This is a genomic window from Corynebacterium sp. (assembly GCF_022712275.1).
GTDB lineage: Bacteria > Actinomycetota > Actinomycetes > Mycobacteriales > Mycobacteriaceae > Corynebacterium.
In genome coordinates this window covers 72,421-99,406 of the sequence record NZ_JALAGU010000016.1, presented here as the reverse complement: position 1 = coordinate 99,406, position 26,986 = coordinate 72,421, and the positions used below count along the sequence as shown (strand labels likewise).

The window sequence follows — 26,986 nt, the reverse complement described above, 5'->3', positions numbered from 1 at the left end:
TCCGTCTATCCTCCAGCACACGCTCGGCCCCCACCCAACCGCCGTAACGCCCTCTCCCAAACCCCGCCCCCCCCCCCCGGGGGGGGGGGGGGGTCGGGTGTTTCTGTGTGGCCTTTCCGACGTTTCTGTCGTGCCCGATCGTGTCATGACTGATAGACTGACGCGGTTCTGTTCCACAAGAAAGAGGAGTGTGACCTTCATGGTCAAGCCGCAGATCGATGCCCAGCAGGGACCTGCACCCGTCGAGCTTGTCATCGAGGACATCACCGTCGGTGACGGTGCAGAGGCTGTTCCCGGCGGCATGGTCGAGGTCCACTACGTGGGCGTCGACTACGAGACCGGTCAGGAGTTCGACTCCTCCTGGGACCGCGGCACCACCATCGAGTTCCCCCTCGCCGGTCTGATCCAGGGCTGGCAGGACGGCATCCCCGGCATGAAGGTCGGCGGACGCCGCAAGCTCACCATCCCGCCGGAGCTTGCCTACGGCCCCGTCGGCAGCGGTAACCCCCTCGCGGGCCGCACCCTGGTCTTCATCATCGACCTCATTGACGCCAAGTAGCGTCAGCGCCGCCATAGTGCGGCACATCCGCCCGGACCGACGCCCCGGGTGACGGCACAGGGCCCCGGGGTGACTCCCGGGGCTCTGCCGTGTTCAGCGTCGGGGGTCTCAGCCCCGCACCACGCTGCGCAGCCGCAGGGTGTTGATCCTCCCCAGTTCACGGACCGTGGTCTCCCATTCGGTGACCGTGGGGTTGTCGAGCCGGCGGCGCAGCAGCCGCAGCACCTCGTGACCTCCGATGCCCTGGGCGCAGACGAGGAACAGGTGGTGGAACCGCTCCTCGTAGCGTCGGCAGAGGTCGGCGACCTCGGTGAGTACCTCAGGTGGGGATTCTAGGATAAACGACTGCTCCTCGCGCGAGTAGATGTCCGTGGTCTGCTCGCCGAGCACGGGGTGGGCCTGGATACTGGCCAGTACCTCGACCCGCGGCATGCGCAGCAGCTCCCGGTGGGCGACGTCCAGCAGGTGCTCCAGGTTGCGGAAGGGGGCGGCGGACGCCACCTCCTCGCCGAGCGTCGGGTTGTACAGCAGGTCACCGATCAGGGCGGAGATCTGCGCCGGGGTCATCCGGTTCAGCTCGGCCAGTGTGGTGTGGAAAGGGGTCGCCGTACGGGTCGGGGCGATGAGGTCGGAGTCGGTGGAGGTCTCGGTGATCGTCTGTGATTCACTCATGATCACAGGTAACTCCCCCATCATTTCGGAGCTGTTACGGCGCAGTGACCCCAGGAGTTAACCTGCCGTCAGCAGGATTAACTGTCAGTGTCCGACTTCCACCGGGGTGACGCGGTCACGCCTGCTTGAGTGCCCGCATCCAGGTGAGACGACGCCCGTTGTTGAGGATCGAGCCGCGGTAGATCCTCGCCACGACCATGAGCACCAGCAGTGTCGCCACCGCCAGGATCAGGAAGGACGCCACCAGGCCGAGGAAGGACAGGTTGCCTGCCGCGTACTGCATCGGAGCCACGCCCATCGAGATCGGCGGCACCCAGGCCAGCACCTCCATCACCGTGGAGTCCATGGCCGACCAGCCGAAGATCGGCGGGTACATCACGGCGAAGAAGAGCAGCATCACCGGCATCTGGGTGCTGCCCAGTTCCTCGGCGCGGCTCACCAGGGAGCCCGCGGCCGCGTACAGCGCACTGAAGAACAGCATGCCCAGGATGTACGAGACCAGGAGAATCCCCAGTGTCGCCGGATCCAGGTCGACATCAGCGAGCATCCCCGTCACCGCCATCGATGCCAGCGCCGTCCCGAGGATCACCGCGGTGCCGACGAAACCGACGATGAGCATCGCGACGACCTTGCCGATGAGCAGGTCCAGCGGACGGATCGTGGCCAGGATGATCTCCACCACCCGCGACGACTTTTCCTCGGTCACCCGGCCACCGACATTGCCGGAGAAGGTCATGATGAACGTGAGGATCACCATCGTGCCCAGCATTGTCGTCACCACCGCCGGCAGCGTGTCATCGGTGGCCTCGTCGGAGACGTCGACCGTCTCCACCGCGGCATCCGGCAGGGAGTCAGCGAATTCGTCAGGGTCCACGCCCACGGCGTCCAGGGCCTCGTTCTGGGCGATGGCGGACGCCGCGACCTGGGACGCGGCTACCAGGGCGTCATCCGGGGTGCCGTCGGCGATGAGGGTGAAACCGTCATCGTCGCGAACCAGGGCAGCGTCCTTCCCGTCGTCTTTGACCGCGCCCACCGCCTCGTCGCGCGACTCGACCGAGGTCACGTCGATGCCGTCGCCGACAACGGCCGTGACAGTGGTCTCCTCGACTCCGGCGACGACGAGCGAGGGGTTGTCCTCGTCACGGCCGTCCAGCCAGCTGAGCAGGAACACACCGCCGACGACCACGACGAGCACGATCGCCGCGGTGATGATCAGCCCCTTACTGCGCATCGCGACCTGGATCTCGCGTCCGGTGACGGTCCGGATCGCGTCGGCACGGGAATACTTCGGTGTCGTACTCATGAGGTCACGACCTCCTTGAAGAGTTCGTTGAGATCGGGGACGCGGCGGGTGAAGCCGTGTACCGGGCCGGCGGACATCGCTGCGACGAGAATGGTCTGGTCGTCGATGTCACCGGCGTCGAGGATCACTGCGTCCTCGGTGGTGTCGGTGACGGTGGTGCCGGCGGGGTACCAGTCGCGGGCGGCGGTGCGGATCTCGTACTGGACCGGGCCGCGGGTGCGGAGTTCGTCGACGGTGCCTTGGGCGCGCATCTCGCCGTGGGTGATGATGCCGACGCGGTGGCAGAGCCGCTGCACGAGATCGAGCTGGTGGGAGGAGAAGAGGACGGGGACACCTTCGGACGCTTTCTGCAGCAGCATCTCGCTCATGACGTTGACGGCGACGGGGTCGAGGCCGCTGAACGGCTCATCGAGGATGAGGATCGCCGGGTCATGGACAAGAGAGGCGGCGAGCTGGACGCGTTGCTGGTTACCCAGCGAGAGCTCCTCGAGTTTGGAGTCGGCGCGGTCGGCCAGACCGAGCTGGTCGAGCAGATCCGTGGTGGTCTGCTGGGCTTTGTGCTTGGTGAGGCCGTGGAGCTTGCCGAAGAAGACGAGCTGGTCGGCGATGCGTTCCTTGTCGTAGAGCCCGCGTTCCTCGGGCATGTAGCCGATGGTGCGGCGGATGTCGTCGTTGATTCTCTCGCCGTCGACGCGTGCCTCGCCGGAGTCCGCGGAGAGGACGCCGAGGGTGATGCGCATCGCGGTGGATTTCCCCGCGCCGTTGGAGCCGACGAAGCCGTAGACCTCGCCGGGGTTGACGGTGAGGGACAGGTCGGTCAGGGCGCGGACGGTGGAGTCGCCGGTGCCGAAGATCTTGGTGAGACGGTCAAGTTCCAGGGTGGACATGGTCGCTCCTCAGGGTCGGTGATTCCGATTATTGCTGTTTGTCGCGGGAACTTCCGGGGGTGCCGGGCCGAAGGTCGTGGCGTAGGCGATGGTCGGCAAGGCGCTGGCGGTGAGCAGGCCGATGAGCGTGAACAGGCCTCCGGTGTAGATCCAGTGGGTGAGGTCTCCGGATCCGACCGAGCCCAGGACGATCATGTAGAACGCGGTTGCCACGGACAGAACCACGAGCCAGCCGTAGGCGATGGCCTGCCAGTTCCGGATGATCTCCTGTTCGTACTCGTCGAGCTCCTCCTCGGGTGCGACGTCCCGGGTGTTTATCACGGTGCGCAGCATCGTCCATGCGACGAGCATGATGACGGTGAAGAGGATCCAGGCGAACAGGGCGGGTCGCCAGAAGATCTGGACGACACCTATGAGTAGGCCGAAAGCCAGCGACCCGAGGTAGATCCTGATGAGCAGCCGGGTGCGCGCCTCGGTGCGCCAGCCGGGCAGGGACGCTGCGACAGCTGCACTGCGCTGACGCCAGCGGTTGGCGCGGCGGGCCAGGTGGCGTTCGGCGCCGTCGTTGAGGCGGGTGAGCGGATTCACGGTGTTCATGACTGGTCCTCTCCGGTGGTGGATGGGGTGTCTGTCGTGGCTGTGGCGGCTGTGGAAGTAATCACGGCTGTCGCGTCCATGGCATCGGTGTCCCGGATGCTCGTTGCGTCCGCGATGCCCTCTGTGCCCTCTGAGCCCTCTGAGCCTTCTGAGATGAGGAGGTCACGGTTCATGCCGCCGGCGATGTCGCTGAGGATCATGAAAGGGCCGAGCAGGATTGCCACGGTGGTCATGACGTAACATGCGTGGAGGGTGGCGATGAGCGTGTCGAAGCTGTCCGGGCGAGTGGTTGTTCGGTCGGTTGGTGGTCCCGGTGGGAGAGGTCACGGGGACTCCTTTCCTGCGGTGGGAGGGGTGTATGTGGTGTCGGTGGTCGGGGTGTCGGAGGTCCGGTAGATCTCGGTGGACAGCGGACCGAACGGGGTGTGGCTGAACACGGCCTCGACCGGGAGGGAGAAGACTTCGCAGATGCGGAAGGCGAGGTCGAGGCTGGGGGAGTGGTCCCCGCGTTCCAGCGCACCGACGGTCTGGGGATTGACGCCGATCAGCTCGGCGAGTTGCGCACGGGACATGTCCCGTTCCGCGCGCAGCACCCGGACCCGGTTGTGGATCACGGCCTTCTTCTTTGGGGACATAACTCAGAGTGTTGTATAAACCCAACTCTTTGTCAACGATTCACATCATCTTGGCGTCCTTCCGGTCTTCCTCGCGGAGTTTGCGCCGACAAACCCGGGATATGCTGCCGATCAAGTGTCGGTATGTCGGCGCAAACTCGGATGGCATGAGCAGGATCCTCGATGGGAGGAGGTCGGAACCAGCGCATGGTCAGGACCTGCGCAGGATCAGAACCGGCCCATCTCCCAGAACTCACCCATGGCGGGGTGCCAGGTCCAGACCTGGGCGTCGGTGGACATGCGTTCCCCGGCTGTGCGCTTCCGGCGCGTCCGCGGATGCCTGAGGTTGTAGGTCACAGTGTCGAGAACCTGCTCCACCATCTCCGTTGTGGCGTATTCCACGCAGCGGCCGGTGTAGCAGAGCAGGGTGTAACCGGACCTGGTCACTGCGTTCCGTTTCCAACAGTCCCTGATCTGGTCATCCTGTGTCGTCGACGCCCCGCCGTGGAAGGCGAAACCGTCGATCTCGATGAGTACGTCGGCGTCCTCGATGACCAGGTCGAAACGGTATCCCTCCACCATGGCGTTGATCTTCACTTCCACTTCGACACCGTCGAGGGCCGCGGTGATGGCGGTCGCCGCCTTCAGCTCGTAGCTGCTGGCGGTTCCGGTGACGAGGTCCTCCAACAGCACACCGGCTCGTCGACGCTTGCGTGGTGGCAGTGCGGCGAGGTCATCCGCCAGAGCGTCATTTCCTTTCACTCCCAGGTACTGCTCGGTCAGGAACGTCCGGAGTACATCGTCGGGGAGGTTCAGCATGACGGTGGTCTCCAGCGGTGATGTGACGGGGATTCCCCGAAGCGTCCGGGTACGGCGGGTCTGCCCCTCGGAGAGACGGAACCGTTCTCCACCGTTGTGGCTGCTCCGACGTGGCACCCGGGCAGGCGCCGGCCAGGTGAACGGAACGATGCCGTAGAGGAAGCCTGCGGCCTGGCCGGTGTAGACCAGTCCGTCGCGGAGGGAGGCGAAGATGCCGAGGAGCTCTTCGTCCGTCGGTTGCCGTGGCGTGTAGATGCCGTGGAAGGGTCGGAACAGTGTCCCTTCCTTTACCGCGCGGGCGATGCTGTCAGCATTCATGCCCTGCTTGAGTAGTGTGCTGGTCCGCCAGAACCATGCGTCCCCCATGATGATCCCCGTTTCGTCTGTACCGCAGGTCCCCGCCTGTGGCGTCGACGCCGAGCATAGCGTCATGGTCGTGATTGGCGGGGAGCATCGGGCGGTCCGGAGTCTGCGCCGACAGATTGGCGGTTCGCTGCCGCAGATTGGCGGATTTGTCGGCGCAAACTCGGCACGGGATGGCGCTGTGGCGCAGCACCGAGGATGCAGGACGCAGCGAGGACGCGCGGAACCGGGGCGCAGCAGACTCTTCGCCGTGAGTCGATCGCTGCATGCACCCGACGAGGACGCGTACAACGGGGGACATGACTGAATCGACAGCACAGAACACCCCGACCGGCAGCACCCCCACCGACACGGTCACCCTCAACGACGGGCACACCATCCCACAGCTCGGCCTCGGCGTCTGGGAACTCACCCCCGAGGAGGCCTACACCTCCACCCGCGCCGCCATCGCCGCCGGCATCCGCCACATCGACACCGCCGCCGGCTACGGCAACGAGGCCAACGTCGGCCGCGCCATCGCCGACGCGATCGAGGCCGGTGAGGTCACCCGCGACGACCTCTTCATCACCACCAAACTGTGGAACGCCGACCAGGGCTTCGACGAGGCGAAGGACGCACTCGACGTCTCCCTGTCCAACCTCGGGCTCGACCGCGTCGACCTGTACCTCATCCACTGGCCCGTCCAGCCCTGGGGTCGCTACGTCGACACCTGGAAGGCCCTCGTCGCCGAGCGCAAGGCAGGCAAGGCCACGTCCATCGGCGTCTCCAACTTCTACCCGGAGGTCCTCGACGAGATCATCGCGGCCACCGGCGTCGTCCCGGCAGTGAACCAGATCGAGATCCACCCCGGCTTCTCCCAGCAGGAGCAGCGCGAGGACAACGCCAAGCGCGGCATAAAGACTGAGGCTTGGTCGCCACTGGGCCGTGGCGTCCTCGATCATCCGGTCATCACCGGCATCGCGGAGGCGTACGGCGTCACCCCGGCCCAGGTGATCATCCGTTGGCACCTCGATCAGGGGCTCATAGTGTTCCCCCGGTCGAAGCGTCCGGAGCGGGTCGCGGAGAATGCCGCGGTCGGCGGCTTCACGCTCACCGACGAGGAGGTCGCCGCGATCACCGCGATCGACGGGGACGCCGACTACGCCGGTCGTGTCGGCGGCGATCCGCACACCGCGGTCTTCGGCACTCCGCTGGCCTGACCCCGGCCTGACCCGGGCCTGACCCGGGCCAGGTTCCGCCCTGCCCGGACGCCGACCACCGAAATGGGGGACAATGGTCGGCATGACAGAGAACGTGGTGTCGCTGGAGATCGACGGGCGGGTGGCGGTGGTCACCCTGACCCGACCGGACCGCAGGAATGCGCTGGATGCGGAGGTGTGCACGCAGCTCACCGCGGCACTGGAGGACGCCACCTCCCGCAGCGGCATCCGGGCCGTCCTGCTGCGGGGTGAGGGCCCGGCCTTCTGCGCCGGGGCGAACCTCAAAGGCGGGGTCTACGCCGACAGCTTCTTCGCCGCACTCGAGCGGATGCTGATCACGGTCACCGACGTCCCGGTGCCGGTCATCGCGGACATCCAGGGCCCCGCGGTCGGCGCGGGCTGCCAGCTTGCCCTTGCCTGTGACCTGCGCATCATGGGGGAGGACGCCGTCACCTGGGTCCCCGCTGTCCAGCACGGTTTCGCCCTGGACCCGTGGACCGTGAACCGTGCAGTGGAACTGCTCGGCGGCGCTCATGCCCGCAACATGCTCGTCGCCGGCGCGAAGGTCGACCGGGACGCCGCGGTGACCTGTGGCTTCGCAATCCAGGCCGGCACCTCCGAGGACGCCCTGGCCTTCGCTCACCGCGTCAGCGAACAGGCCCCGCTGTCGACGGCCTGGTTCAAGAAGGCGCTCAACCATCCCGAAGCCCCGGAACTCGCCGAGGAGGCCCTGGCCTGCTGGGCCAGCCGGGATGTCCGGGAGGCGCGCACCGCCCGGGCGGACCACCGGGCCCCGGTCTTCGAGGGGCGGTAGGGATGGCAGAGTACACCGGCCCGGCCGAATCCACTGAGCCCACTGAGCCCACTGAGCCCACTGGGCCCACCGGGCCTACCGAACTCACCGGGCTCACCCGCGCCGAGGTCGGGCAGCGCGTCGCTGACGGGCGCGCCAATGTCGTCGGCCGAAGCACGGGGCGCAGCGTCCTCCAGATCATCCGGGCGAACGTCTTCACCAGGGTCAACGCGATCCTCGGCGTCCTCGCGGTGATCGTGATCTCGACCGGGTCGTTCATCAATGCGGCCTTCGGGCTGCTGATCATCGCGAACTCGGCGATCGGCATCATCCAGGAGCTGCGGGCGAAGCGGACCCTCGACAACCTGAAGATCGTGGGGGAGACGAAGCCGACCGTCATCCGCGACGGGGAGAAGCTGACCGTCCACCAGAGTGAGGTGGTGGTCGACGACCTCATCGTGCTGCGCTCCGGTGACGAGATCGTCGTCGACGGCCCGGTGGTCGACGGGGCGTTCTCGGTCGACGAGTCCCAGCTCACCGGCGAGGCGGATCCGGTGCACAAGGAGGACGGTGAGGAACTGCGGTCCGGTTCCTTCGTCACCAACGGCCACGGCATCTACCGTGCGGAGAAGGTCGGCGACGAGGCCTATGCCGCCCAGCTGGCCAAGCAGGCCAGTGAATTCTCGCTGACCGATTCGGTGCTGATGAGCGGCATCAACTCCATCCTCAAGGTCATCACCTGGCTGCTGATCCCGACCGGCATCCTCACCATCTGGACGCAGCTGGTCCGCTCCGGCACCGACGTCAGGGAGTCGATCCTCTCGATGGCCGCGGCGATCGTGCCGATGGTCCCGGAGGGGCTGGTGCTGATGACATCCATCGCGTTCGCCGCCGGTGTGATCCGCCTGGGGCAGTACAAGGCGTTGGTCAACGAGCTCGTCGCGATCGAGGGGCTGGCCCGGGTCAACACGGTGTGCACCGACAAGACCGGCACGCTGACCACCAATGAGATGGAGCTCGACGGTGTCCACGCCGCGGACGGGTCGGATGCCCCGGACGAGCTGCGTGAGGCGCTGGGCAGGCTTGTGGCCACCCAGGAGGACCGCAATGACACCTCCGAGGCCATCGGCACGGCGATTCCCGCTGACCCGCTGACCGGCACGGAGATCCCCTTCAACTCCCGGTACAAGTTCTCCGGCGTCCAGACCGGGGACGCCGCCTGGATCCTCGGTGCCCCGGATGTCCTCCTGGCGCCGGACGGAGAGGCGGCGGCGACCGCAAAGGAGCTGGGGGACGCCGGCCTGCGCGTCCTCGCATTCGGGAAGGTGCCCGGCCAGCTCACCGTCCCGGGGGAGGACGCCACCATGGCGGACGCCCCCACCCTCGATGAACCTGCACTGGTGACGCTGCGCCAGCAGCTGCGTCCGGACGCCCGGGAGACCCTCGACTTCTTCGCCGAGCAGGACGTGGACCTGAAGATCATCTCCGGCGACAACCCGGACTCGGTGAAGGCCGTGGCTGCCGGGGCGACTGACCGCGAGCTCGTCGCCGTGGATGCCCGGGAACTCGACGACCTGTCCGAGGCGGACTTCGATGCGGAGATCGCCCGGGCGAATGTCTTCGGCCGGGTCTCCCCGGAGCAGAAGCAGCAGATGGTGGAGTCCCTGCACCGGGCGGACCGGACCGTCGCGATGACCGGTGACGGCGTCAATGATGTGCTCGCACTGAAGAAGGCGGACATCGGTGTCGCCATGGGTTCCGGTTCGGCGGCGACCCGGTCGGTCGCACAGCTGGTGCTGCTGACCAACAGGTTTTCCGCGATGCCGAAGGTCGTCGCCGAGGGCCGTCGGGTCATCGGCAATATCGAGCGGGTGGCGAACCTCTTCCTGACGAAGACCGTCTACTCGGTGGTGCTGGCGCTGGTCGTCGGCATCCTCGGGATCTCCTTCCCCTTCCAGCCGATTCACGTGACCATCACGGGGTGGTTCACCATCGGTATTCCGGCGTTCATCCTGTCACTGGCGCCGAACACGGAGCGTCCCCGTGACGGTTTCGTCAAAAGGGTGCTGTCACTGGCGCTGCCCTCGGGGGTGCTGATCGGCGGTATCGCGGTGGGCATGTGGATCGCGGTCTATCCGGGCGGGGACGCCCCACAGCTCGAGCGTGACCAGGCCGGCACCGCGGTGCTGCTGGCGCTGATCATCATGGGCCTGTGGGTGCTGGGGATCGTGGCGCGTCCGCTGAACTGGTGGAAGGTACTGCTGTTGTGCGGCTGCGTGGTCGGCTACCTGGTGATCTTCACGGTGCCCTTCCTGCGGGAACTGGTGCTGCTGGAGCCTGGGGATGCGTCCCTCATGGTCACCGGTGCAGTGGTCGGCGTGTGTGGTGCGGCGGTCATCGAGGTGGTGCACCGGGTGCTGTCGCGGATGCGGAAGGCGAAAGTGGGCGAAGGGATGGCGTCCACAAAGTAGTTGACATATCAACTAAATAGGAGCATGATCGGAGCCATGGAATTCGGAATCTTCACCATCGGCGACGTCACCACTGACCCCACCACCGGTCGCACCCCGACCGAGCATGAGCGGATCCGCTCCACTGTCCGCTATGCGAGAAAGGCCGAGGAAGTCGGCCTCGACATCTTCGCCACCGGCGAGCACCACAACCCTCCGTTCGCGGCCCCGGCCAACCCGCCGATCCTGCTCTCGCACCTCGCCGCGCAGACCGAACGGCTGCGCTTCTCGACCGCCACCACCCTGATCACCACCAATGACCCGGTGCGCCTGGCCGAGGACTACGCCTACGCCCAGCATCTCACCGAAGGACGCCTCGACCTCATGCTCGGCCGCGGCAACACCGGACCCGTCTACCCGTGGTTCGGTGCAGACATCCGCCAGGGCATTCCGCTGGCCGTGGAGAAGTACCATCTGCTGCGCCGGCTGTGGCGGGAGGAGAACGTCAGCTGGTCCGGTGAGTTCCGCACTTCGCTGCAGAACTTCACGTCCACGCCGCGTCCTCTCGACGGCACCCCGCCGTTCGTCTGGCACGGGTCGATCCGCTCGCCTGAGATCGCCGAGCAGGCCGCGTACTACGGCGACGGCTTCTTCCATAACCACATCTTCTGGAACATCGAGCACACACGGAAGATGGTCCGGCTCTACCGGCAGCGCTACGAGCACTACGGGCACGGTGCGCGTGAGGAGGCGATCGTCGGCCTCGGCGGTCAGGTGTTCATCGGCGAGACCGAGGCTGCGGCGAAGAAGACCTTCCGCCCCTACTTCGACAATGCCCCGGTCTACGGCCACGGCCCGTCGATGGAGGACTTCACGCAGATGACGCCGCTGACCGTCGGCACCGTCGACCAGGTCATCGAGCGTTACCTCGGGTACGCCGACGAGGTCGGTGACTACCAGCGGCAGCTCTTCCTCGTCGACCATGCCGGACTGCCGGAGTCGGCGGTCCTCGAGCAGATCGAGATCCTCGGTACCGAGGTGGTCCCGGTGCTGCGCCGGGAGTTCGAGGCGCGGCGTCCTGCGAATGTACCCTCGGACCCGCCGCGCGGTGGGCTGGCCGCCGTCGAGCCCGCCACGAAGCACAACCACGCTGCAACGGACAAGTAGCGGAGAAGCAGAGGACAAGTGGAGGAGAAGTGATGAAGACTCTCGTCATCGTCAACGCCGGCCTGGGTGATCCTTCGACCACCCGCCAGGTCGCCGAGCAGATCGCGGATGCCACGGTCCGTCAGGTCACCGCCGCCGGAGAAGGGCTGGACGTCCGGGTTGTCGACGTGCGCACCCTGGCCGCAGACCTTGCGACATACATGACCACGTTCATCGCCACGCCGGCCCTGGAGGACGCCCGACGCACCGTCACCGATGCTGATGCTCTCATTGCCGCCACGCCGGTGTTCCAGGGCAGCTACTCCGGGCTGTTCAAGATGTTCTTCGATGCGCTGGACATGAAGTCACTGGCCGGGATCCCGGTGACCATGGTCGCCACCGCCGGGACGGCGCGCCACTCCATGGTCCTGGACTTCGCGGTGCGTCCGCTGCTGTCGTTCCTCCATGCCGTGGTGCTGCCTACGGGTGTCTTCGTGGACACCGCCGAGTTCGGTGCAGATTCTGCCCTGCCCCGACGTGTGGCGACGGCGGCAGGGGAGTTGGCTGAGCAGCTGACCTCTGTTGTGTCCGGGGTCGCGGGATTCACGGGATCCAGAGGGTTCACTGGATCCGCTGAGTCCGCTGGATCCGCTGAGTCCGCTGAGTCCGCTGAGTCCGCTGAGTCCGCCGAAGTGGACGCCGCCCTTGACGCTGGTGTCGATGACTCCACATCGGAGGAAACGGACTTCCGCGTTCCCGCCGGTGGCTTCGCCGCAATGCTGGCCGGTCACTCGGGGGAGTAGCCGGCGGCTCGGGGGTCTCCTTGCGTGGAGCTCGGGAGCGACCCGACTGGTTGGTCCCGGTCCGCTGAACCAACCGGTCGAGTCGTTGTGGGGGACTGCCGTGGCCACGAAATGCCCTCTGACCTGTACCCCGATATTCGATTGAATCAATACTTGTGCCCCAGGGCAGATTCGAACTGCCGACACCCGCTTTAGGAGAGCGGTGCTCTATCCCCTGAGCTACTGGGGCGCACCGCGTCAGTGTACCGCACGCTTCGTCGGTCCCACGGCATCGGCCACCATGGGGAAGACTGCGACAGTCAGGGCTCCGGCAGCGACAAGGAGGGACGCCTCCTCGTCCGCGAGGAGCCCTGAAGAGGTCGCCACCTCGGTGACGGCGACGATGATCGGCAGGCCAGTCGCGGCATAGAGTGAGAGCTGCAGTTTCTCACGCCATCCCTGCAGCGAAGAGCCGGTATGACCACCCAGTTCCCGCACCAGGACCGGCAGTCCGCGGGCCAGGAGGATCACCGGGACCAGTCCGAGGAGGAACCACGGGCGGTCGCCGATGACGCCGGTGTCGATCTCCATGCCCGAGGTGACGAAGAATGCCGGGATGAACAACCCGTAACCGAGCACCTCCAGCTTCTCGGTGAGGTCGGGGAGTGCGCTGCCCGGGACGATCTGCCGCACGATGATGCCGGCGGCGAAGGCCCCGAGGACGACGTCGAGCTCGAAGATCGAGGCCACCGCCATGAGGACGGCCAGCATGACCACGATGGCGCGAACGACGGTCTGGTTGGTGGAGCCGACACCGTCGCGGATGGCCCAGCCGACCCAGGGCACAATTTTCCGGACCGTCCGGGGGAGCAGGGCGATGACCAGCGCTACGGCGAAGAAGATCACGAGAATGACAGCGGTCGCCCACGTGGTACGCGCCGAGAGCAGCAGGGCCATCGCCAGCACCGGGGCGAGTTCGCCGACCGCACCGTGGATCATGACGCTGTTGCCGACGGGTGTTCCGGCCAGCCCCTGCTGCCGGATGACGGGCAGCAGCGTCCCCAGCGCGGTGGAGGTCAGTGCGATGGCGAGGACGGTGGCGGTGCCGGTCTCCCCGCCGGTCAGTGCCATGGTCGCACCGAAGGCGAGGAGTGCGCAGATGATCCAGGTGAGGATGGCGTTGCGCCCCTCCTTCCCCCTGAGGTCGGAGGGTGCGAGCTCCATACCGGCGAGCAGGAAGAGCATACCCAGGCCGAGCTCGCGGACCAGGTCGATGGCTTCGCTGTCGGTGGTGAGTTCCAGCCCGTAGGGCCCGATGAGGACGCCGAGGATGATGAGGAACACCACCGCCGGAACCTTCTTGGAGGTGGCGAAAGACAGGACGGGGGCCAGCAGTCCCGCGGCCGCGATCCACGCGAAGGTGATGAGCGTGTCGGTCATGGTGACCAGCGTAAACGAACGGACCCCCGCACCGGTGAGGTGCGGGGGTCCAGGGGTGGTGCGGTGGTCGGCGGTGGTGTGTCGGAGGAGTCGGATCCTAGTGGTCGACCGGAGCCTCGACGCCCACACCGGTGAGGGAGCGGACCTCCATCTCGGCGGCCAGGGCTTCCTTGTGGTCCGGCTTGCCCAGGTAGGTGCCGAGGATGGCGAAGGCGAAACCGATCGGGATGGAGATGATCGCCGGGTTGGTCAGCGGGATGAAGGACCAGTCGGAGTTCTCGAACATCGCTCCCGTGGCACCGGAGACGGCGTCGGAGAAGATCAGGACGATCAGCGCGGAGATCAGACCACCGTAGGTGGACCATACGGCGCCGGTGGTGTTGAACTTGTTCCAGTAGAGGGAGAAGAGGATGGTCGGCAGGTTCGCGGACGCGGCGACACAGAAGGCCAGGGAGACCAGGAAGGCCACGTTCTGGTCCATCGCCAGGATGCCGAGGACCACGGAGATGACGCCCAGGACGACCACGGTGATCTTGGAGACCCGGACCTGCTCTTCCTCGGTGGACTGACCCTTGCGGATCACCGAGTGGTAGAGGTCGTGGGCCACGGAGGCGGAGGCGGTGATCGCCAGGCCGGCGACCACGGCAAGCACCGTGGCGAAGGCGACCGCGGAGATCAACGCCATGAAGATCGAGCCACCGAGTTCCAGGGCGAGCAGCGGGGCTGCCGAGTTCGCGCCACCGGCGGAGTTACCGATGCGCTCCGGGCCGACCTTCCATGCGGCGGCGTAACCGACGACCAGGGTCATCAGGTAGAAGGCGCCGATGAGGATGATGGCCCAGACCACGGACTTACGGGCTTCCTTGGCCGTCGGGACGGTGTAGAAGCGCATGAGGACGTGGGGCAGACCGGAGACACCGAGGCAGAGTGCCAGGCCCAGGGAGATGAAGTCGATCTTGTGGGCGGTGTCCACGCCGTACTTCATGCCCGGGTCGAGGATGGCAGATGCGTTCTCGGCTCCGTCTGCGGCGTGCTTGTCGACCGCGTTCTGCAGCAGCTCGGAGAAGTTGCCCTTCACCGCGATGGCGACGAGGACGACCATGACGAAGACGCCGGCGATGAGCAGGACAGCCTTGATCATCTGGACGTAGGTGGTGCCCTTCATGCCGCCGATGAGGACGTAGGCGATCATCACGGCGCCGACGATGGCGATGATGAGGGCCTGGACCCCCTTCTCGTGGATGTCCAGCAGGGTGGAGACCAGTGCGCCGGCACCTGCCATCTGCGCGATGAGGTAGAACAGCGTCACGCCGAGCGTCGCGAAGGACGCCGCGAGGCGGACCGGACGCTGCTTGAGGCGGAAGGACAGCACGTCGGCCATCGTGAACTTGCCGGTGTTACGCAGCGGTTCGGCGACGAGCAGCAGTGCGACGACCCAGGCCACGAAGAAGCCGATGGAGTAGAGGAATCCGTCGTAACCGGTCAGGGCGACGGAACCGACGATTCCGAGGAAGGACGCCGCCGACAGGTAGTCACCGGCGATGGCGAGACCGTTCTGGGTGCCGCTGAAGCTGGCACCACCGGTGTAGAAGTCACCGGCCTGGGTGGTCTTCTTGCCGACCCTCGTCACGATGGTCATCGTGATCACGATGAAGGCGACGAAGATGATGATGTTGAGTACGGGGTTACCGGCGTCCGAATCGGAGGCCGCGAGGAAATTGATGTTCATGGCGCTCCCTTACGCAGTCTTCGTGTCGGAGTAGGGGCCGGTGCGCTCAAGGCGGTTCCGGATGTCTTCGGCGCGCGGCTCGAGCTCGCGGTCGGCGTACTTCACGTAGGCGTAGGTGATGACGAACGTCGTGACGAACTGCAGCAGACCCAGGATCAGGCCCAGGTTGATGTTCCCCCACACCTTGTTCGCGTAGAGATCCGGAGCGAACATCGCCAGGATGACGTACGCGACGAACCACACGAGTGCGGCGATCGTGATGGGGAAGGTGAAGGCACGGCGCTTACGGCGGAGTTCCCGGAACTCGGCGCTCTGCTGCGTCGCGATGAACTCCTCGGCTGTCGGTGTATGCCGGGGGTCGGGTGTCGACATGGGCTCCCTTTCGTGTTCGGTGATCCCTCTTGAAAAACGGATATCGAGCATGTCGCGCCCACGGCCGGGCAGACTCATTGAGTGACAGCTGTCACAGCCGTGTTGCGGATGGGGGATAAGTTACAGACTTGTGTGAAGCCATTTCAATGCGGAACGGAAAAGTGCCCCCCTCTCGACGGGTTCCACCCCCGCGAAATTGTGTGACATGCAGTGACGCAAAGCACACAGGGGGTGCCCCCGCTAGCCCCTTCAGTGGTCTGACCTTTATGTTGTGCTCAGACTTACTGTCGAAAATATGCACAAATCCCACCGCAGCAGATGCGGTGGGATGGTGGAGCGACGCCGGGCGAAGCGACGTGGACTATGTTAACCCGGCTACTCCGCCTCGCCGGTCAGCTCGGCGACCCGACGCCTGACCTGGCCTGCCGGCGGGTTGGTGGCGTAGGAGCCGTCGGCGTACATCACGGTCGGGACGACCCGGTTGCCGTTGTTGACGGACTCGACCCAGGCCGCGGCGTCCGCATCCTCCTCGACGTCGATACGGGCGTAGGCGGTGCCGGAACGGTCGAGGTTCTCCACCAGCGAGGAGCAGAACGGGCACCAGGTGGTGGTGTAGAGGGTGACGGCAGGGGAGTCGACGGAGTCGGAGGGGGCGGTCATGATGGTTCCTTTCAGGAGTTGTCGCGGGTGAACTCGCAGATCCGGTAGCGGAGCGGATCCTCCCCGGTCAGTGCGGTACCGCGCCCGGAAGTCAGCCACGGACCGTCGTGGGTGGTGAAGCCCGGCTCCGCCCGCATGTCCGGGGCGTAGACCTGGAAACGGTCGGGGGCACCACAGGCGATCTCGGTGACGACGACCCGGTCGGTCACCGGCACGCACTGACGGTAGACGTGGCCACCACCGAGGATCCACACGGTGGAAGCTCCGGTGCCCACGGCGGAACGCCCGGCGGCGAGGACGGCGTCCGGCAGGGAAGTGTGGACGGTTCCTCCCGGGGCGTCATAGGTGGCGTCCCGTGTGATGACGTGGTTGTCGCGTCCCGGCAGGGGGCGGAATCTCGGGTCGAGGGCCTCCCAGGACACTCTGCCCATCACGACGGGTGTGCCGAGGGTGGACTGCTGGAAGTGCTTGAGGTCCTCGGGCAGGTACCAGGGCATGTCGGCGCCGTCGCCGATGACACCGTCGGTGGTCTGCGCCCAGATCATCCCGATCTCGATGTCGGCGGGGAAACCGGGCAGATCGGCGCGGGTGATCTGCGGCTGCTCGGTGAATACCGCGTCGGTTGCCGTGGTGCCCATCAGACTGCCACCGGAGCCTTGATACCCGGGTGCGGGTCGTAGCCGATGACCTCGATGTCGTCGAAACCGTAGGAGAACAGGTCGGCGGCCCTGTGCAGGTTCAGCGTCGGGTAGGGACGTGCCTCGCGGGAGAGTTGCAGGCTCACCTGGTCGACGTGGTTGTCGTAGATGTGGCAGTCGCCGCCGGTCCACACGAACTCGCCGACCTCCAGGCCCGCCTGCTGGGCGAACATGTGGGTGAGGATGGCGTAGGACGCGATGTTGAACGGCACACCGAGGAACATGTCCGCACTGCGCTGGTAGAGCTGGCAGGAGAGCTTCCCGTCGGCGACGTAGAGTTGGAACAGGAGGTGGCACGGCGGCAGAGCCATGTTCTCCAGTTCGGAGACGTTCCAGGCGGAGACGATGTTGCGGCGCGAATCCGGGTTGTTCTTCAGCGTCTCCAGGGCAGCGGTGATCTGGTCGATATGGCGTCCGTCGGGGGTCGGCCAGCTGCGCCACTGGACGCCGTACACCGGGCCGAGGTCTCCGGACGCGTCAGCCCACTCGTCCCAGATGCTCACCTTGTTCTCGTGGAGCCAGGCGACGTTCGAGTCGCCGCGGAGGAACCACAGCAGTTCGCCGACGATGGAGTGCAGGTGCACCTTCTTCGTGGTGATCAGCGGGAATCCCTCGGCCAGGTCGAAACGCATCTGGCGGGCGAACAGGCTGCGGGTGCCGGTGCCGGTGCGGTCGTCCTTGTGGATGCCGTGTTCCAGGATCTCGCGGAGGAGGTTCTCGTAGGGTGTGTGGACGGGGGAGACCGGTGGTGCGACACTCATGGGTCCCAGAATAGGCGAGTGTCGGTGGGCAGGTCATTGCAGGCGGCCCGGAGTAGCGGTCAGCTGCCGGATCCCGCGCCGACGTTGCGGGAAGGGACAGCGCCCCGGGCCGGGCACCCGGGGCCGGCGACGGCGTATGAACCGGATATATCGTCCCACTGGGAAAGCTGTTGCCGGGGACCACCGGCGCCACTACAGTTTTTCCTGAACTCACAGTCGAACTGTTCCGTCGCACAGAGGAGTGGGGACCATGTTCGAGATCGCCGACGGATCTGCTGTCGTGCAGCATGCTCTCACCGGACCGCTGCCTTCCGAGGGGACAGTCACCCGGCTCGTCGACGCGGCCTACAACCGCTACCGGGACCGCTGTGGTGGTCAGGTAGCCGACTACATTCCCCCGCTCGGCCGCGTAGATCCTGACCTGTTCGGTGTCGCTCTCACGGATGCGGCCGGTGTGACCGATTCCGCGGGGGACACCGACGCCGTCTTCACGATCCAGTCGATCTCCAAGGCCTTCGTCTTCGCTCTCGTCTGCGAGGAGTCGGGGCATGACCAGGTCCACGAGACGGTGGGAGTGAACAACACCGGCCGTTCCTTCAACTCGGTGATGGCGGTGGAACTCTCCGCCGGGTCCCCCGGCAATCCGATGGTCAATGCCGGTGCGATGGCGACGACCGCCCTCGTCCCGGGGGAGACCCCGGATGCGCAGTGGGAGTTCATCCGTGCCGGACTGTCCCGCTTCGCGGGTCGGGAACTGACCGTGGACGAGGAGGTCTTCGCCGAGGAGATGGCAACCAACCAGCGCAACCGGGCGATCGCCCGGTTGCTGGAGAGTTACGGGCGGATCACCCGGGAACCGGGGCCCGTCGTCGAGGTCTACACCCGCCAGTGCTCTCTGTCGGTGACGGTCACGGATCTCTCGGTGATGGGTGCGACTCTAGCGAACGGCGGAGTGAACCCGGTGACCGGTGAGTACGTGGTCTCCCCGGAAGTCTGCCGGGACACGATCGCCGTCCTGGCGTCCTGCGGGATGTACGAGTGTTCCGGGGAGTGGATGTTCGAGATCGGGATGCCGGCGAAGTCAGGTGTCTCCGGCGGCATCGTCGCTGTCGCACCGGGGAAGTGTGCCGTCGCGGCGTACGCGCCGCCGTTGGACCCGGCGGGCACGAGTGTGCGCGGTCAACGGGTGTGCTCGTACCTGTCCCGGTCGTTGGGACTGAACCTGTTCGCCTCGGCGGCCGGCCAGCTCGGCCATCTTCCGGAGCTACCTGACGCGACCTGACATATGCGGGCAGGTGTATCGACCCACAAACTGACACAGAGGAGAAACAACCGATGAGTACGACAACCGGGAAGCAGCAGGAGGAACGGCGGTCCTGGCTACCGATGGTGGGCCTGTTCCTCGCCCAGGTCCTCATGTCCTTCAATGTCGCCGCACTACCGATCTCCCTCGGCGGCATGGTCGAGGACTTCAACGTCTCCCCGACCACGGCCTCCACCACGATCGTGATATACGGCCTCGCTGTCGCCGCCCTGGTGATGACCGGTGCCAAGGTGGGGCAGCGGTTGGGATGGCTCGGAGTGTTCCGTACGGTGGTTGCGGTATTCGCGGTCTCCTCCCTGATGATGATCTTCTCGCCGTCGGTGGGCTGGGCGATCGGTGGACAGTTCCTCGCGGGCGCTTCCGCTGCCCTCATCGTGCCGGCACTGGTCGCCCTGATCGCCCAGAACTACCATGGTGACCAGCAGGCGACCGCGGTTGGTTCACTCGGGTCGGCCCGGGCGTTCTCCGGTATGGCGGCCTTCCTCGTCGGCGGGACGATCGGCACCCTCGTCGGCTGGCGTCCCGTGTTCATCATCACCCTCGGGCTGGCGGTCGCGGTGTTCTTCCTTACCTGGACCCTCGAGAAGGTCCCGGGCGACACGACCGTGAAGATTGATGTCACGGCGTCCGTCATCATCGGAGCTGCGGTGGTGCTGCTGACCCTGGGCTTCAACAACCTCAATGGCTGGGGCATCCTCCGGGCAGAGGAGGACGCACCGTTCGCCATCGGCGAGTTGTCCCCGGCCCTGCTGTTCATTGTGGGCGGTATCATCCTCGGGTCTCTCTTCTTCTGGTGGACCGCACGACGTGGGGACGCCGGCAAGGTCCAGCTCGTCGACCTCTCCGTCCTGCGCAGTCCGAAAGAACGGGCCGCTGTCTACGCGATGTTCATCATCGTGGCAATGGAGGCGGCGGTGAACTTCACCATCCCGACCTACATCCAGGTCGTACAGGGACGCACCGCGTTCTCGACCTCGATGGCGATGCTCCCGTTCAACCTCACTGTTTTCCTCACCGCCTCCGCCGTGGTGTTCCTCTACAGGAAGTTCGCACCCCGGACCATCGCCCTGTTCTCTTTCGTGCTGACCACCGTTGCCCTGGTGTGGCTGGCGTTCGTCGTCACGAACAACTGGGAGACCTTTCCGACGATCCTCGGTCTGATCGTCTTCGGTATCGGTCAGGGTGCCCTGGTCACGCTCGTGTTCAACGTCCTGGTCACGGCATCGCCGAAGGAACTCGCCGGTGATGTGGGGTCGGTGCGGGGGACGACCCAGAACCTCGCTTCCGCGGTCGGCACGGCACTGATGGGCGCGGTGGTCGTCACCCTGCTCAGCAGCGGCATCATCAACGCGATGGACGACCACCCTGAACTGCCGGAGGAGCTGATCGCCCAGGCGGAGTTCGACGAGTCGACGTTCATAAGCAACGACGACCTGCGTGAGGCCTTCGCCGCCACGGGTGCCTCCGACGTGCAGATCGATGCCGCTGTCGAGGTCAACGAAGACGCCCGCCTCGACTCCATGCGTCTCGGTCTGCTGCTGCTCGCCGGCATCAGTGCGGTGGCGGCCATCCCGGCGTCCCGCCTGCCGAACTACCGGCCGCACGAGATCCCGGCGGGCGTCAGTCACGGCGGTGAGTGACCCGCCCCCGCGTCCACCATCTTAATCCTCCTGCCCCCGCCGTCCGGTCTGGCCGACGACCTGGCGGAGGGGAAGACCTGCTCCGCGCAGGTGTGGCCACTCCCGCCGGGTTAGAGGTGCTCAGGGTGGGGTTTTCGCGGGTTGGGAGGGTCAGGCCTGGACGGAGTGCTCCGGCCAGTTGCCGTCCAGGGTGCCCAACTGGTCGAGGAAGAAGTCGATGCACTGCCGCCAGTGACGGTACGAAGCCTCGTACAGCTCGTCGAGGTCGGTGATCTCCACTCCCTCGGCACTGAACGTACGGGGCGGGGCGACAGTACCAGACGGCCGGGTCAGTTCCGCCGTCCGACGCCGAAGGCGGGCCGTGGCGGCGGTGGTGAGGCTTCCGATGTGGACTGCGACGAAGGTGGCCTGGGGCAGGGAGTAGCCCAACGGCCGCAGCCGTTGGTGGAGGTACTCGTTGCCGGGCCACACTTCCCGCAGAAGACCCGGGTATGAGTGGAGGACCAGGTCGAGCCCGGGGTACCGGGTGAGCAGCTGCCAGGTGTGTTCCGCGGTCTCGCTGAGAATCTCGCGCCACGCTGCCTTCTCGGATGCCGGGGGAGTGAGCGGCATCTCCGCGAGAATGTGCCGGAAGCAGGCGTCGACGAGGTCGGCCCGTCCAGGGAAGAGCCGGTAGAGCGCCGGGGTGGTGACGCCGAGGGTCCGCGCGACCTCACCCATCGTGAAGTCTGCGATGCCGACCCGGAGGGCGGCCCGGACGGCATCCTCGGCGGTGAACTTCGGGGGCCTTCCTGTGGCGCGGCGTGGGGACCCCGGATCCGGGGCACCGGTCTGTGAGGAGATCATCGGTGGGTGGGCCCTTCGTGGACCGGGACAGCGAGAGGCCCCTTCATCGCCGGGAAGTGGGGGGGCACTGGCGGCGAGTCCGTCGAGGAGGACATGGACGTGGGTGCGGTACAGGCGGTGCAAGTTCACGGTGAGTGCGTCGGCGTCCGGGCCTGTGCCGACGCGGGTGATCTGACGGTGGAGTTGGGCGGTGGCAGTGGTCGCCAGGTCCGTGAGGTACTGGGTGGCGAAGAGGGTCTGTGGGTAGGTGAAACCCTGCCTGGTCAGATTCCAGACCATCCGGCGGGTGGGTTGCAGTGCGTTGCCGAGGGACCGGGGGAAGGTCGACACCACCTCGCTCAGCCCGGGGTAGTGCAGCAGGGTGGACCACAGCTGGTCTGCGAACACGGAGAGAGACTGGCGCCAGGGAAGGTTGCCCGGTGATTCCGGCTGATCGCGGCCGATCGTTGCGAGGCAGGCTGCGGTGAGATCATCACGTGTCGGGAAAAGCCGGTAGAGGGCGGGGGTCGTCACGCCGAGAGCGCGGGCGACGCGGGACATGGTGAACTCCGAGATACCGAGATCCAGAGCGGCGCGTACAGCATCGTCTTCGGTGAAACGCGGGAGACGGCTACCGCGGGGAGTTTGTGCCACGAGGGTGTCTGCACCACCTTCAGGGTCGGGAAGTCCGGACGTTCCGGACGGGTAAAGAGCGGTGAGGGATCACCCGGGGACGGGTGGGCGCAGACGACTGTAATTCCGGCATACGAGTAGCGATTAGTAACGGGGTGAAATATGAGGGTGGAACAATGACGTTTATTCACGCGTGTGCGATGATCACTTTTCATGGGAACACGCGGCAGGACGACTCGGTTGTCTGTCGTCGGCGAAATTCTGCTGACAGTCGGAGTGGTCGTCGGACTGTTTGTGGTCTACCAGGCGTGGTGGACGAATATCGAGTCCGGGAAACTCCAGTCCCAGGTGTCCGGGGACCTGGACCGCTTATGGGCAGATGAGAATCCACGTCCTCTGAGCCGAAATGCTGAAGGTACCGCCTTTGCCCGGATGTTCATCCCCTCCTTCGGACCGGACTTCAGTTACGCCGTGGTGGAGGGCACGTCGGACGCGGCGCTGAACACGGGACCGGGGCATTACTCGTCCACGCAGCTGCCGGGGCAGCCGGGGAACTTCGCGGTGGCCGGCCACCGGGTGGGGCGCGGGGCGCCGTTCAATGACCTGGGGCATCTGACCACCTGTGATGCGGTGGTCGTGGAAACCGCCTCGTCCTGGTTCGTCTATCGGTTGCTGCCGGTGGAGGACGCGCCGGGCGCGGATCCGGTGACACGTCAGACGGCAGCCGCGCAGTGTCTCGACGAACAGACGGCTGCGGAGGTGGCGACGGGGCGGTACGCCGGCTTGTCCGGTCGGCATATCACCCTGCCCGGTGACGTCGGCGTGCTGGACCCGGTGCCGGGCTCGGGGGTCATGGATGTGCTCGACGGGGATCTGCCGTTGCTGACATTGACGACCTGTAATCCGCAGTTCTCCAACCGGGAGCGGATGATCGTTCACGCCGTGCTGCAGCGTGCGGAACCGCGGGTGGACGGGCAGTTGCCGGCTGAACTGGTGGAGGGGGTGTGAGATGTACGCGTGGATCTGGCGGCACCTGCCGGGGCCGGTGACTGTTCGCCTGGTGATCGTCGCGGCTGTGCTGGCAGGGGTGTTCTTCCTGCTGATGGACGTGGTCTTTCCGTGGGTGGAGACGCTGATGCCCTACGGGGACGTGGCGGTGTGAGAGTTGTGGGGAACTGGGAGCAGTCACGCCAGTCACGGTGATGCCTGACCGACGTGGACGGAGTCCACCGAACGACGCGGTGACCGGCGCACCTTGACAGTAACGTCCGGCACGTCGAACTACTGGCTGCGGCATTCGCCCGGGTACCGTCTTCTTACCTTGACCTGGTCTGCACACGCGAGTGCAACGCGCTGTCCTGGATTTCCTGTCTTCGTCCCAACGAATCATCCTGCCCGCGTCTCTGGTGTGAACGCTGGACGGTGATGTCGCACATCGTCCGTAGTGCAAGGTGCAGTTCGGTGCCGCCTGGTCCAAGAACAGGCGATGTCTACCGCCCAGTGAAAAACCCGGGAGATTTCAAGCGAGCATGTGTGGGGGTAGTACAAATGAAAAGCAGGGGGTATTACTTGGCGGACTGAAGAATTGGATATATTGTCGCGATCGGTAAAAGTGGCCGGACTAATGGTGTTGTTAATCAGAATTGAAGCCTGGCAGATGATGGCGGAGCTTACTTTTACCTGGTATTTCCACCTGCATTGAGGAGAATCGAAGTGAATCAATCATCAAGGATGAGTGCAATTCTCGGATGGAGGCGTGCGATATCGACGATCGGTGTCTCCGCCCTCGTCGTCGGCATGACCGTGTCCGTGGGGACGGCGGGTGCCGCTGACGACGTGACCACGTTCAATCCCTTCGAGGTGAACAACGGATTCACGATCGTGGGGCGCGGTGACGTCACCCTCGGTAACGGCGAACTCGAGGGATCTGTCGCAGCTTTCGGATCGCTGTCGTCGACAAACCAAAACTTCCCGGTGATCCACCAGGCGGCAGGGATGTCGGACTACACCGTTCCCACGGTGGACGACACGCCTGTTCGCATCCTGGCAGGCAGTTTCTCCGGGGAAGGCAATTTTCAAATCACGAACAGGGACGACAGCCGTTCGTTGGAGGAAAACTCGCCCGAGGCGACCGCTGTAGCCAAACTTGTTAGCGTTGACGGGCTGACAGCGGTGGAACGGAGCAGTGCCATGCGAATCCACCGTGAAGATGCAGGGGACGGTGAGAAGGGAAACATCGATCTGGCGACTGCTCCCTACGGAAGCGGTGATCTGGCGCCCTACAAGACCACCAAGGACAGTGTGGCGTCTTACTTCGAAGGCATGGAGGCCAAGGTCGAGCAGGCTGACAAGTGCCTGAAATCGCTCTACAAGCCGGATGCCAGTTACGCGAACAGAGTCAAGGTCGAAGACCAAGGCAACTTGGCTATGCCGTCCGACTTCGCGACCGACAAACCAAATGTCGTCGAATACACAGAGTTGGCGGGCAAGGACATCAAGATGGGGCAGGCGAATGGCTACAAGCCCACTGCTGAAGCCCCCCTTATCGTCCACGTTCCTGCCGGGACAACGACACTGGACCAGCTTAAGTTCGAAGGCTGGTCCGAGCATGCCAGTGCTGACCAGAGGCTGGCCCGCTATATCATGTTTGATCTGTCCGATGTCACGGGTGTGGTCATGATTCAACACGCACTCGGGGCGGTGTGGGCGCCGAATGCTTCGCTGAAGTACGACACGGGCGTGACCACGAACGGCCAGTGGTTCGCCGGTGAATCTGTCACAACCGCAGGTGGCGGAGAAGTGCATCACCATGACTTCTCCGCCCAACTGCCCTGCGGCACCTCGGGTGAGGAGATGGTGCCCACCATCGCTACCTCGGCCGAGGTCACCGAGGGCAGTGTCGAGGATGCAGAAAAGACCGTCTCCTATGACGGTGGTGTCATCACCGACACGGTGACCTTCGCAGGTCTCAAGCCGGAGACCGAGTACACCATGTCCGGTGAACTGCAAACGGCCGAGGGTGAGTCCACCGGTATCAAGACTGCCGTCACTTTCACCACTCCCAAGGCTGAAGATGGCGAGACCACAGTCAACGGTTCTGTGAAGCTCACCTACGAGATCAGCGCAGAGCAGGCTGAGCAGTACGCCGGTCAGTCCCTGGTCGTCACTGAGCTTCTCGCTCTTGACGGCGAGACAGTGGCCAGCCACACCGAGTTGAACGACAAGGCCCAGACCTTTGTGATCGAGGATGAGCCGACTGAGCCGACCGAGCCGACGGAGCCGACCGAGCCGACCGAGCCGACCGAGCCGACCGAGCCGACGGAGCCGACGGAGCCGACGGAGCCGACGGAGCCGACGGAGCCGACGGAGCCGACCGAGCCGACGGAGCCGACGGAGCCGACGGAGCCGACGGAGCCGACGGAGCCGACGGAGCCGACTGAGCCGACCGAGCCCGAGGATCCTGAATCCGGGATTGTGATCGAGAAGACCGTTACCGGTGACAACGCCGATGCTGTCAACGCCGACAAGGACGCGACCTTCGAGGTCCTCATGTCCTGGGAAGACGAGGACGGTGTCGAGCAGTTCAAGAAGGTCACCGTGACCCCCGGTGAACCGGTCGATGTCTCCGACCTTCCGGCCAACACCGAGATCACCCTGACCGAGTCGAACGCTTCCTCCTCCGCCAACGGCGTCAAGTGGGCCGACATCATCTGGTCCGGCGAGGGTGTCACCGATGAGTCCGGTACGTCCCGTCAGGGCACGGTCGTCCTCAAGGAGGGCGAAGTCACTGAAGTCTCCCTGGAGAACGTCACTGACAAGGACGACAAGAACTGCCTGATCATCATTCCGATCATCCCCATCATCCCGATCGTTCCGATCGTTCCGGTGACCCCGATCGACCCGACCACTCCGGAAGGCTCTCAGGTCACCTACCCCTCCGAGAGCCCCTCCCAGGGCGGTTCGACCGGTAACAACGGTTCCAACGGCGACTCTGAGCAGAACACCGCCGCAGGCGCCAACGGCCAGAACAATTCCACCGGTGGTGGACTGGCGAACACCGGCGCCTCCGTCATCGGTCTCACTGGCCTGGCCGCGGCACTGATCGCAGGTGGCGCGTGGCTACTGCTGCGCAACCGTCGCGAGGGTGAAGCCTAGTCTCTCCCCGGACGACCCCCGGGCTGACTCTTCTGTGAGCCGGACCAGGGGGGGGAGAGGCTCCGGCTTACGCCGGGGCCTCATCTCCATCTCCATCCGTTTGAGTCTTGATCTACCTGCCACACCACATCACCTGAAAGGTCCATCACTTTGAAGAACATGCGTAAGGCACTGCTCGCAGCGGCGACCGCTACCGCTGTCACCTTCTCGGGAACCGCTGTAGCGACCGCCAACGAGAGCACCGACCAGTCGGTCGGCGTTGACATCCGGGAGCCCGGTACCGACGAGGGCGACGGTGAGGCCGGAGACGGTCCCGCCCTCCCCGGTGACGAAGACGATAAGGAGATCACCGGTTCGACGGACTTCGGTGACGTCTTCGGCTCCCGCGACGACAACGGGAACTTCTCCTTCGACAAGGCCCTGTCGTCCCTGAAGAACGTCGCGGCCTTCGGTGCAGCGGTTGCCGGTATCCTCGGCGTGATCGTCACCCTGTCGACCAAGATCCCCGAGGTCCTCGAGATCTTCGGCATCGACACCCCGTCGAGGAAGTAGTCTGAGGCTTCCG

At 65.4% G+C, this 26,986-nt stretch carries 26 protein-coding genes and 1 tRNA gene; 12 read left to right on the top strand and 15 right to left on the bottom strand.

The window, feature by feature from the left end; translation table 11 throughout:
* Positions 1–199 precede the first annotated feature (199 nt).
* A complete protein-coding gene (locus Q0A27_RS03230; RefSeq protein ID WP_291473636.1) occupies positions 200–559 on the top strand; it encodes an FKBP-type peptidyl-prolyl cis-trans isomerase in 360 nt (119 codons plus the stop codon).
* A gap of 108 nt (positions 560–667) precedes the next feature.
* On the opposite strand, the gene Q0A27_RS03225 is transcribed toward Q0A27_RS03230, so the two are convergent.
* From Q0A27_RS03225 to Q0A27_RS03195, 7 genes are all read right to left on the bottom strand, one after another.
* On the bottom strand, positions 668–1,231 hold the full coding sequence (locus Q0A27_RS03225) for a 2-oxo-4-hydroxy-4-carboxy-5-ureidoimidazoline decarboxylase (protein ID WP_291473635.1): 564 nt from the start codon (positions 1,229–1,231) through the stop codon (positions 668–670).
* A 115-nt stretch (positions 1,232–1,346) separates the two neighbouring features.
* Positions 1,347–2,534, bottom strand: a complete 1,188-nt coding sequence (locus Q0A27_RS03220; RefSeq protein ID WP_291473634.1) for an ABC transporter permease — start codon at positions 2,532–2,534, stop codon at positions 1,347–1,349.
* The gene (locus tag Q0A27_RS03215) at positions 2,531–3,421 is read right to left on the bottom strand and encodes an ABC transporter ATP-binding protein (protein WP_291473633.1); all 891 of its coding nucleotides are present in this window, start codon (positions 3,419–3,421) and stop codon (positions 2,531–2,533) included. Before Q0A27_RS03215 ends, Q0A27_RS03220 begins: the two co-directional genes overlap by 4 nt.
* Positions 3,422–3,430: 9 nt before the next feature.
* Positions 3,431–4,018, bottom strand: a complete 588-nt coding sequence (locus Q0A27_RS03210; protein ID WP_291473632.1) for a hypothetical protein — start codon at positions 4,016–4,018, stop codon at positions 3,431–3,433.
* Entirely contained in the window at positions 4,015–4,251 is a 237-nt protein-coding gene (locus Q0A27_RS03205; protein ID WP_291473631.1) for a hypothetical protein, read from the bottom strand. The genes Q0A27_RS03210 and Q0A27_RS03205 overlap by 4 nt, the downstream gene beginning before the upstream one ends.
* Positions 4,252–4,341: 90 nt before the next feature.
* Positions 4,342–4,653 (bottom strand): helix-turn-helix transcriptional regulator, encoded by a 312-nt coding sequence (locus tag Q0A27_RS03200; RefSeq protein ID WP_291473630.1) that lies wholly within the window; start codon positions 4,651–4,653, stop codon positions 4,342–4,344.
* Positions 4,654–4,860: 207 nt separating this feature from the next.
* Positions 4,861–5,769: a hypothetical protein gene (locus Q0A27_RS03195; protein ID WP_291473629.1), complete on the bottom strand. Its 909-nt coding sequence runs from the start codon at positions 5,767–5,769 to the stop codon at positions 4,861–4,863.
* 344 nt (positions 5,770–6,113) lie between these two features.
* Here Q0A27_RS03195 and Q0A27_RS03190 point away from each other — a divergent pair, with 344 nt between their 5' ends.
* The 5 genes from Q0A27_RS03190 (at position 6,114) to Q0A27_RS03170 (ending at position 12,205) form a co-directional block, all read left to right on the top strand.
* The gene (locus Q0A27_RS03190; RefSeq protein ID WP_291473628.1) at positions 6,114–7,013 is read left to right on the top strand and encodes an aldo/keto reductase; all 900 of its coding nucleotides are present in this window, start codon (positions 6,114–6,116) and stop codon (positions 7,011–7,013) included.
* 82 nt (positions 7,014–7,095) lie between these two features.
* Entirely contained in the window at positions 7,096–7,827 is a 732-nt protein-coding gene (locus Q0A27_RS03185) for an enoyl-CoA hydratase (protein ID WP_291473627.1), read from the top strand.
* Between the two features lie 2 nt (positions 7,828–7,829).
* On the top strand, positions 7,830–10,277 hold the full coding sequence (locus Q0A27_RS03180) for an HAD-IC family P-type ATPase (protein WP_291473626.1): 2,448 nt from the start codon (positions 7,830–7,832) through the stop codon (positions 10,275–10,277).
* Between the two features lie 36 nt (positions 10,278–10,313).
* A complete protein-coding gene (locus Q0A27_RS03175) occupies positions 10,314–11,423 on the top strand; it encodes a CE1758 family FMN-dependent luciferase-like monooxygenase (protein WP_291473625.1) in 1,110 nt (369 codons plus the stop codon).
* A 32-nt stretch (positions 11,424–11,455) separates the two neighbouring features.
* Positions 11,456–12,205 (top strand): CE1759 family FMN reductase, encoded by a 750-nt coding sequence (locus Q0A27_RS03170; protein WP_291473624.1) that lies wholly within the window; start codon positions 11,456–11,458, stop codon positions 12,203–12,205.
* A gap of 156 nt (positions 12,206–12,361) precedes the next feature.
* Here the strand turns inward: Q0A27_RS03170 and Q0A27_RS03165 are convergent.
* The 7 genes from Q0A27_RS03165 to Q0A27_RS03135 all read right to left on the bottom strand — a co-directional run bounded on the left by Q0A27_RS03165 (position 12,362) and on the right by Q0A27_RS03135 (position 17,844).
* A tRNA-Arg gene (locus tag Q0A27_RS03165) sits at positions 12,362–12,434 on the bottom strand.
* A gap of 8 nt (positions 12,435–12,442) precedes the next feature.
* Positions 12,443–13,624, bottom strand: coding sequence for a cation:proton antiporter (locus tag Q0A27_RS03160; protein ID WP_291473623.1), 1,182 nt, complete (start codon positions 13,622–13,624; stop codon positions 12,443–12,445).
* A 97-nt stretch (positions 13,625–13,721) separates the two neighbouring features.
* A complete protein-coding gene (locus Q0A27_RS03155; RefSeq protein ID WP_291473622.1) occupies positions 13,722–15,353 on the bottom strand; it encodes a cation acetate symporter in 1,632 nt (543 codons plus the stop codon).
* A gap of 9 nt (positions 15,354–15,362) precedes the next feature.
* Positions 15,363–15,725: a DUF485 domain-containing protein gene (locus Q0A27_RS03150; protein ID WP_291473621.1), complete on the bottom strand. Its 363-nt coding sequence runs from the start codon at positions 15,723–15,725 to the stop codon at positions 15,363–15,365.
* A gap of 375 nt (positions 15,726–16,100) precedes the next feature.
* Positions 16,101–16,385, bottom strand: coding sequence for a mycoredoxin (locus tag Q0A27_RS03145; protein WP_291473620.1), 285 nt, complete (start codon positions 16,383–16,385; stop codon positions 16,101–16,103).
* Between the two features lie 11 nt (positions 16,386–16,396).
* Positions 16,397–17,023, bottom strand: coding sequence for a dihydrofolate reductase (locus Q0A27_RS03140; RefSeq protein ID WP_291473619.1), 627 nt, complete (start codon positions 17,021–17,023; stop codon positions 16,397–16,399).
* The gene (locus Q0A27_RS03135) at positions 17,023–17,844 is read right to left on the bottom strand and encodes a thymidylate synthase (RefSeq protein ID WP_291473618.1); all 822 of its coding nucleotides are present in this window, start codon (positions 17,842–17,844) and stop codon (positions 17,023–17,025) included. Before Q0A27_RS03135 ends, Q0A27_RS03140 begins: the two co-directional genes overlap by 1 nt.
* 250 nt (positions 17,845–18,094) lie before the next feature.
* Here Q0A27_RS03135 and glsA point away from each other — a divergent pair, with 250 nt between their 5' ends.
* Together glsA and Q0A27_RS03125 are read left to right on the top strand one after the other, a co-directional pair.
* The gene (glsA, locus tag Q0A27_RS03130) at positions 18,095–19,126 is read left to right on the top strand and encodes a glutaminase A (RefSeq protein WP_291473617.1); all 1,032 of its coding nucleotides are present in this window, start codon (positions 18,095–18,097) and stop codon (positions 19,124–19,126) included.
* Positions 19,127–19,179: 53 nt separating this feature from the next.
* Positions 19,180–20,808 (top strand): MFS transporter, encoded by a 1,629-nt coding sequence (locus Q0A27_RS03125; RefSeq protein WP_291473616.1) that lies wholly within the window; start codon positions 19,180–19,182, stop codon positions 20,806–20,808.
* 150 nt (positions 20,809–20,958) lie between these two features.
* On the opposite strand, the gene Q0A27_RS03120 is transcribed toward Q0A27_RS03125, so the two are convergent.
* Positions 20,959–22,287: a TetR/AcrR family transcriptional regulator gene (locus Q0A27_RS03120; RefSeq protein WP_291473615.1), complete on the bottom strand. Its 1,329-nt coding sequence runs from the start codon at positions 22,285–22,287 to the stop codon at positions 20,959–20,961.
* Positions 22,288–22,479: 192 nt separating this feature from the next.
* Here Q0A27_RS03120 and Q0A27_RS03115 point away from each other — a divergent pair, with 192 nt between their 5' ends.
* The 4 genes from Q0A27_RS03115 (at position 22,480) to Q0A27_RS03100 (ending at position 26,973) form a co-directional block, all read left to right on the top strand.
* Positions 22,480–23,274, top strand: a complete 795-nt coding sequence (locus Q0A27_RS03115; protein WP_291473614.1) for a class E sortase — start codon at positions 22,480–22,482, stop codon at positions 23,272–23,274.
* Position 23,275: 1 nt separating this feature from the next.
* Positions 23,276–23,428, top strand: coding sequence for a hypothetical protein (locus Q0A27_RS03110; RefSeq protein ID WP_291473613.1), 153 nt, complete (start codon positions 23,276–23,278; stop codon positions 23,426–23,428).
* Positions 23,429–23,997: 569 nt separating this feature from the next.
* Entirely contained in the window at positions 23,998–26,421 is a 2,424-nt protein-coding gene (locus tag Q0A27_RS03105) for a collagen-binding domain-containing protein (RefSeq protein WP_291473612.1), read from the top strand.
* 150 nt (positions 26,422–26,571) lie between these two features.
* Positions 26,572–26,973: a hypothetical protein gene (locus Q0A27_RS03100; RefSeq protein WP_291473611.1), complete on the top strand. Its 402-nt coding sequence runs from the start codon at positions 26,572–26,574 to the stop codon at positions 26,971–26,973.
* The last annotated feature ends 13 nt before the right edge of the window (positions 26,974–26,986 follow it).